This window comes from Pseudomonas sp. UBA5706 (genome assembly GCF_002419965.1).
In the GTDB taxonomy this organism is placed as follows: Bacteria; Pseudomonadota; Gammaproteobacteria; order Pseudomonadales; family Pseudomonadaceae; genus Aquipseudomonas.
In genome coordinates this window covers 192075-198763 of record NZ_DIHC01000046.1, presented here as the reverse complement: position 1 = coordinate 198763, position 6689 = coordinate 192075, and the positions used below count along the sequence as shown (strand labels likewise).

At 55.8% G+C, this 6689-nt stretch carries 7 protein-coding genes and 2 tRNA genes; 4 read left to right on the top strand and 5 right to left on the bottom strand.

Annotated features, from left to right (window positions below; all coding sequences use genetic code 11):
* Nucleotides 1–150: 150 nt before the first annotated feature.
* Genes B3I26_RS24145 through B3I26_RS24135 form a run of 3 tightly spaced genes read left to right on the top strand, consistent with a single transcriptional unit; the run spans nt 151 to nt 1933 of the window.
* Nucleotides 151–660: a hypothetical protein gene (locus B3I26_RS24145; protein WP_296261406.1), complete on the top strand. Its 510-nt coding sequence runs from the start codon at nt 151–153 to the stop codon at nt 658–660.
* Nucleotides 661–696: 36 nt separating this feature from the next.
* Entirely contained in the window at nt 697–900 is a 204-nt protein-coding gene (locus B3I26_RS24140; RefSeq protein WP_296261405.1) for a DUF4224 domain-containing protein, read from the top strand.
* Between the two features lies 1 nt (nt 901).
* On the top strand, nt 902–1933 hold the full coding sequence (locus B3I26_RS24135; protein WP_296261404.1) for a tyrosine-type recombinase/integrase: 1032 nt from the start codon (nt 902–904) through the stop codon (nt 1931–1933).
* A gap of 80 nt (nt 1934–2013) precedes the next feature.
* Here B3I26_RS24135 and B3I26_RS24130 read toward each other — a convergent pair.
* The 5 genes from B3I26_RS24130 to B3I26_RS24110 form a co-directional block, all read right to left on the bottom strand.
* Nucleotides 2014–2100: transfer RNA gene (locus tag B3I26_RS24130), tRNA-Leu, on the bottom strand.
* A 659-nt stretch (nt 2101–2759) separates the two neighbouring features.
* Nucleotides 2760–3284, bottom strand: coding sequence for a hypothetical protein (locus tag B3I26_RS24125; RefSeq protein WP_296261402.1), 525 nt, complete (start codon nt 3282–3284; stop codon nt 2760–2762).
* The gene (locus tag B3I26_RS24120) at nt 3242–3526 is read right to left on the bottom strand and encodes a DUF1778 domain-containing protein (RefSeq protein ID WP_296261401.1); all 285 of its coding nucleotides are present in this window, start codon (nt 3524–3526) and stop codon (nt 3242–3244) included. Before B3I26_RS24120 ends, B3I26_RS24125 begins: the two co-directional genes overlap by 43 nt.
* A gap of 399 nt (nt 3527–3925) precedes the next feature.
* Nucleotides 3926–3999, bottom strand: a tRNA-Cys gene (locus tag B3I26_RS24115).
* A 332-nt stretch (nt 4000–4331) separates the two neighbouring features.
* Nucleotides 4332–5189 (bottom strand): LysR substrate-binding domain-containing protein, encoded by an 858-nt coding sequence (locus B3I26_RS24110; protein ID WP_296261400.1) that lies wholly within the window; start codon nt 5187–5189, stop codon nt 4332–4334.
* 114 nt (nt 5190–5303) lie between these two features.
* On the opposite strand from B3I26_RS24110, the gene B3I26_RS24105 reads away from it, so the two are divergent.
* Nucleotides 5304–6530, top strand: a complete 1227-nt coding sequence (locus tag B3I26_RS24105; protein ID WP_296261398.1) for a glutamine amidotransferase-related protein — start codon at nt 5304–5306, stop codon at nt 6528–6530.
* Nucleotides 6531–6689 lie beyond the last annotated feature (159 nt).

Sequence of the window (6689 nt, the reverse complement as noted above, 5' to 3'; positions counted from 1 at the left end):
ACAAAAGCCACCAGGAAGGCCGGCAAAACCAGAAATATTCCTTTCATTACTCACTCCTTGATCAATCGCGCATTCACGCGCCGCCTGATTGCCAACGCAAACTTCCTATGAACCATAGCCTGCCGGTATACGGCGGGCAGAGGTATTTCTATGTCCCAAGGATTGAATACGTTCCGCGAATCAGCCATTGAGGCGATCTCTGAGATGGCGCAGCACTTGCCGCTCGGTTGCGAACTACTGACCGTGGCGTGTCGACCCGGTAAAAACGACTTTGATCTGGTGCTGCCGTCGCCTGAGTCGAACCTGAACAATGCACTTGATGCACTCCGCCGCCACGGCCTGAGTATCGATGGCGACAACGCCTACAAGCGCGATCTGTGCGACAGCATCACTGGCGCCATAGCGCTCGGGTACCAGAACACGAATCCACCGCCCGAGGGGCATTGGGCAAAGCAGTTTTGGGACATCGGCCGGGCCGAGGGTGAAGCGCGCGAAGAGCTGACCGCGGCGCTGAAGCTGACCCGCGAGAACCTCCGCGCATGCCAGGCCACCATCCATTACGCCGGCGGCTTCGATCCGGCTTACGTGAACGATGCACAGGCCGCGATGAAAATTGCCGACGAAGCTCTTACGAAATACCCACCCCTCAACCCCGCATAGACCCACCGTTGCCACGAATACGGCCAGGAGAATTTCATGAGCATCGAATTTCTGAGCCATGAGGACGTATGCCAACTGACAGGCGCGCGTTCAAAGGCGGCACAAATAATGAACCTAAAGCGCAACGGGATTCGACACACCGTCAAGGTCAATGGCTGGCCAAGCGTCACTACCATGGCTGTTACAGCTTCTGGACCGGCGAGTGAGCCGACAGCTTGGCAACCTAAGAAGGCGGGATAGAATGGGTAGACACCCAAGCAAGCCGGGGTCGATCGCCCGTCTTCGGGAGAGGAAGAAGGCGAGCGGCACAACTTACTACTATTACGATGCAGGGGGCCATCCTCGAAAAGAAATCCCCCTGGGCAGTGATTACGGCTTGGCAATTATGAAATACGCTGAGTTCGAACGGGACCGCGCCTCTTCAGCACTGGTCACCGCAACAATCACCTTCAGGTACGTCGCTGAAAAATACTTCGTAGATGTCGTCCCTACGAAAGCCCCACGCACCAGACTGGACAACAAAACCGAGTTGAAGAACCTGTTGGCCTTTTTTGACGACCCTCCCGCGCCCTTGGATTCAATACTGCCCCAGCATGTTCGGCAATATCTTAACTGGCGAAAGTCCGCGCCCATCAGAGCGAACCGGGAAAAGGCATTGCTGAGCGCGATCTGGAATTACGCAAGGGACACGGGCTATACGTCACTTGCAAACCCGTGCTCGGGAATCAAAGGAAACAAGGAAACGGGCCGTAGCGTCTACATTGAGGATTCGATGTACCGCATGGTGTACGAGCACGCCGAGATCGGTTTGAAGGATGCCATGGACCTTGCCTACCTCACTGGCCAGCGTGTCAGCGACACCTTGCGCATGGATGAAAGTGATGTTCGGGATGAGCAGATTTGGGTGGTCCAAGGCAAAACCAGCGCCAAAAGACGGATTGAGGTCATCGGCGAGTTGAAATCACTTGTCACTCGGATTATGGCTCGCAAGGCTGGCTACAAAGTGAGCGCCACCAAACTGATCATTTCGCAGGATGGCCATCCGATGACTTACAGCATGTTGCGGAAGAGATTCGATGACGCTCGCGAACGGGCTGGAGTAAACAAAGCTGCCTTCCAGTTTCGCGATCTGCGCGCCAAAGCGGGCACAGACAAAGCAGAATCCAGTGGAGATATCGTTCAGGCGAGGGATCAGCTTGGGCATACCACCGTCGTTATGACGGAGAAATATGTGCGTGACAGGAAGGGGAAAAAAGTTACACCGACAAGGTGATTGCGGACCGTTAGCTTTTTTGCGGACCGCTCTCGTAAAGAAAGAACAAGGATCACAAGGCTGTAACCCTTGGTTTTGAATGGTGCCCCGAGCCGGAGTCGAACCGGCACATCCTTTCGGACGACGGATTTTAAGTCCGGTGTGTCTACCAATTTCACCATCAGGGCGATGATATCCGTGAGTTGCCAGTACCGAGACAAGAGCTGGGGAATATATACATCCCTACCCGGTGAAGCAAGTGCGATGCGCTCCGAACCAGCCCCAAAATGTAACTTTAGCCTGAATAAAAAAGCTCTATGGATCAACGATCTACAGAGTTCATTTATAGTGGAGGCCGAAGTTGGAATCTAACCGGCATAGGCGAATTTTCATTCCGCCCATCAAAACTAGCAATTTCAATAGCTTACAGATATTTTCCTTCCGCAACCAGTGATTTCCATGCTGGCCCGAAAACCGCGTGCTCCCTGGATCGATTTTTCGATTGCTGAATTGATTTTTCGCGCCCTTCCCTTCGGCCTCTGGTTCAGCAGTTACCGCTTCGCTAGCGGCAAAATGCGACATGTAGGCAGAGACTAGGGGGATACGCTCTCGAGTGTTCGGGCTACCCAGTCCACCCCCCTAAACGAGGATCATAAAAATGGCTGACAATCTCTCCCAGCCGCGCGAGCCGACCACTGGGACATTCGAAAGAGAAAGCCACCAAGGATATCTATCGACGTGTGGGAGAGTTTGTAAGGCCCCCAAAATGACACGCTGACGCGATTGAGAGCTTTTGAGCGCTCCCCCTACAAGATCAAAGAAGCCCGCGCTTGCGGGCATCCAGGTTCTACTGTCTAAGCGAAAGCATCATTGTCATCGGAGAAAGGTCGGGGCACGGGATAAACCCCGCGTGCTTAGCATAATAAGCCGCAAGCCTTTCGTTCAGGGGGTGCACGATAACGGCCGCAGATCCGATGATTTCTGATGCGATGATGCAGCGCTCGATTGCGTCAGCTAGCAAGCCAAGCGACAAGCCCCGCCCGCTGGCCTTAGCGGTGACCCCCATTCGCCCTAGAACGGTCACTGGCAACGGGTCGGGGGCATTGCGCCTGAGCTCTGCGGTCGCGCCGTGCCGTCGATCTACTGCACTGTTGGATAACGTGTAGTAGCCCGCGATGATGTTCGTGTCCTTGAAGCAAACTACATACACCATCGCGTGCTTCGCCTGCTGTGCCTTCAAAGCCTTATTGCGTATGTAGTCGTCGATTGAATCTTCACCGGACTCAAACTGATCTGCTACATGGCTCTCTTCCAGCTTTTCCGGGGGACTCAGCTCCAGGGTTTCGGCCTTGCAAGCAATTTCTTGACGCATTCGTTGTTCCCTAATGAATTGTCGTTGAGCGCCTGCTCAAATCGGTCAAATGCTTCATCACTCAGCAAGAACAGCCTGCGATCCAGAAGCACTTCTTCAGCACGTTTACACGCGGCCTCAAGAATGAAGCTGGTCCGGTCTGTGCCAAGTATTTCGACTGCGGCGTCAATCAGGCTGCGCTTTTTGGTATCGACCCGCATGTTGATAGGGACGGGTTTATCGCGCTCTAAGAGTTGGTTCATGTCACGGTACCTAGATGATAAGTGCTGAGCCTTGCCCGTCAGGTGGGTCGATGGCCCGAAAATATTGCGTAGCTGTCACGAAAATAGTGCCTCCAGTCCGTTGTTTTCGTAGGCAGTGGGCGGACCCAGTCCACGTGAAAAAGCTTATCAGTCCGTATAGCTAACGTATAGTCGTATATCTAAAAGACTTACAGAAATTAGATACACATGCTCGCAGCCCGCGTCGTCCTGACGTAAGTGGAACGCTAATAAATGAGTAAGGATTGCCAGCGTTCCAAGCGCGGCTCGTGTACCACACGGGCCCAGGTTGCGGAAACGATCTTGAAAGTTGCGGAAGGCTTTGACATTTCTAAAGGCACAAAAAAACCCGTAAGACGTTGATCTTACGGGTTTTATATGTGGAGGCCGAGGTCGGAATCGAACCGGCGTAAGCGGATTTGCAATCCGCGGCATAACCATTTTGCTACTCGGCCCCAAACGTATAATGCCTATGCAACCAGCACTAAACGCGTACAAACTCAAGCGAAAAACGAAACGCTTATCTAATCTCTAACCGTTTGATTATCAAAGGTTTTTCCGCTTTCCTGTCTCAGGAATGGACGCAATTCTGGACTTGTTAGGCAGGGCTGTCAACAGCCGGATGAAAAAATATGCCTGGCTGGCTGGCCGACGATTAGCCAGTCAACGTGACACACGTCTGCTGTCGAGAGCGATATTCGACGTTCGGCTGGGAGCGTGGAACACGCTTGAACCCGGGCGCACGCTTAGATATGGCAATACTCCTCACCGCGAGTGGCGTGACCGGTTATCGCTTGGCCAGTGCCTGCAGCAACGCCTCCAACATTCGCGGCCTGTCGGTGTGGGCTAATGTCACCAGGACGATTTCGCGATCGTAGCCCTCCCCGACCGGCGTGATATGAAAATCCTGCGCCAGTCGCTCCAGGCCCGACCACAGCGGAACCAGGCTCGCTCCAACACCGTCGGCGACCAGCATCGCAATGGCCTCAAGACCGTCCAGGCTGAACAGCGGCGTCAGTGTCAGACCGTTATCGCTCAAGTAGCGCTCGGCGTGCCGCCCACCCCACGAGCTGGGTTCATAGCAAATGTAAGGATGGGAGCGCAGGACCTCGCCGATGCCCTTTGTCGGCGGCGCTTTAGAGGCAAGCACCAACTTTTCCATGTGCAGCGGCGCCATCCGGAACATCTTGGGTAACTCGAACGGCGGCGCCACGATTACCGCGGCATCGAGTTCACCATTCTGCAGCGCTTGGTATAAGGAACGAGAGGTGCCAGGCAGGATAGAGGTTTTTATGCCGGGTGCCATGCGACTCAGCTCCAGCAAGGCGCTGGGCAACAGGCCGGTCAGCATGGTGGAAATCGCACCGATGCGCAGCGAGCCGGTCAATCCGCTCAAGTCGGCATCCCCGGCCAGCAATGAGGCCTCCCTGACGATGTGCCGTGCCCGCGGAAGCAGAGCCAGACAGGCTTCCGTGGCCTTGGCCGAGTGACCCACACGCGACAGCAGCGCAAACCCCAACAAGCGTTCCAGCACCTGAATGCGCTGACTGACAGCCGCCGCCGTTATACCTTCGACGCGGGCGGCATCAGCAATGGAGCCACAATCGATCACCGCCAACAGGCTCTTGAGGTAGCGAATATCCATAAGGATTGCTTTCGATTGAAAAAAGAAAAACATGCTATCTCTATCGATAGGAAAGCGACAGTCTTAAGCAACAGCCACGTTTCGACGATCCGTACCCGATAGAGCCCCCTTTCGATGACACTCACGCTGGTCAGCCATTCACCCTGCTCTCCAGCGCTTTACGGGGCCCTGGCTGCATGCGTCGCGCAGGCCGAGGACGCACTACTGATGCACTTGGCTGCCGCGTTTCATCCTGCCCGAGGCGCGGACCAGGTGCAGATGGTTGCCGCCCAAGGTGCGTTGGTCGCCAGCGGTTTGGTCTGGTACGAGAGGGCCACCGGGCGCACCATCCTTCCGGCGAGCAACGTCAAGACAATCATTGACACAGCCAGACAGCGTGCAGTCGTTTTGCCGTGGGACGCGACACTTCAATCCGATGTGCTACGTCAGACGCTGCTCGCGCACGCCGACGCTGCAGGGTTATCGGTGCGCCACCTGATGGTACTCAGTCAGAATGGCGCCTGGCATGTGGAAGACCACGACGGCATACCGACCGCCCATGGCCGCTGGCGCCAGGATGCGTTCGGACGCTGGGTCAATCATGAACCCGACGCACCGCACGACGCCTATGCAAGAACCCTGTGCATCGCCCTGTTGGGGAGCGAGGCCGATCAGCGGGACGTGTACCCCGCCACGCTGGCCGCCCTTGGCGATGCCGCCGACGTTGCGCAGGTGGATCTGGACATCCGTTTCATCGCGCCTGCGCAGCTTGATGTGTCGCAGCTCGATTGGGTTGACGGCATCGTTCTGCCAGGGGGTTCCGACATGACTAACGTGCCGGGCCAGATACGCGCGGCGCGGCATGCGCTGGCCTCAGGTATTCCCGTCATGGGCCTGTGCCTGGGCATGCAATCGATGACCACCGCCCTGGCGCAGACCCTTGCCGGGCTTGAACAGGCAAATATGGCGGAAGCGGCGCCGGACGCAGCAATCAAAAGCTTTGTACCGATGGCTGGCATCCCCGGATTGGAGGTACACCGCCTAGGCGAGCGACGTTTGCAATTCAGGGACGCGGCACTGGAATACCGGTTTCAACATCATCTGACAATACGCTGCAACCATCGCTTCATGCTTAATCCCGATCTTATACAGCCGCTGTTGACGGCAGGCTTGGTGATCACCGCCACCGACGTCAGTGGCCAGATTGCCGATATGATCGATTGGCCGGCTCACCCCTTTTACCAAGGCATGCAGGGGCACCCGGAACTCGGCTCCAGGGCTGGGGCTCCGCATCCTCTGATCATGGACTTCTTGCTCGCTGCACAGGCATCCGCAAACGCTGGCGCCACATTGCCGAGGTGAACACTGACGCATTGCATGTAGCACATAATTAAAAAGATGGAACGCATATTGCTCCATAACTTAGGAACCCACTTGGGCTTCACCCCTCCTGCTTAATACGCCGAAAGTCAAAACCGCTGCACCATCTCAGAGCGGCACGCCCTCGAAAGGCTCATTACA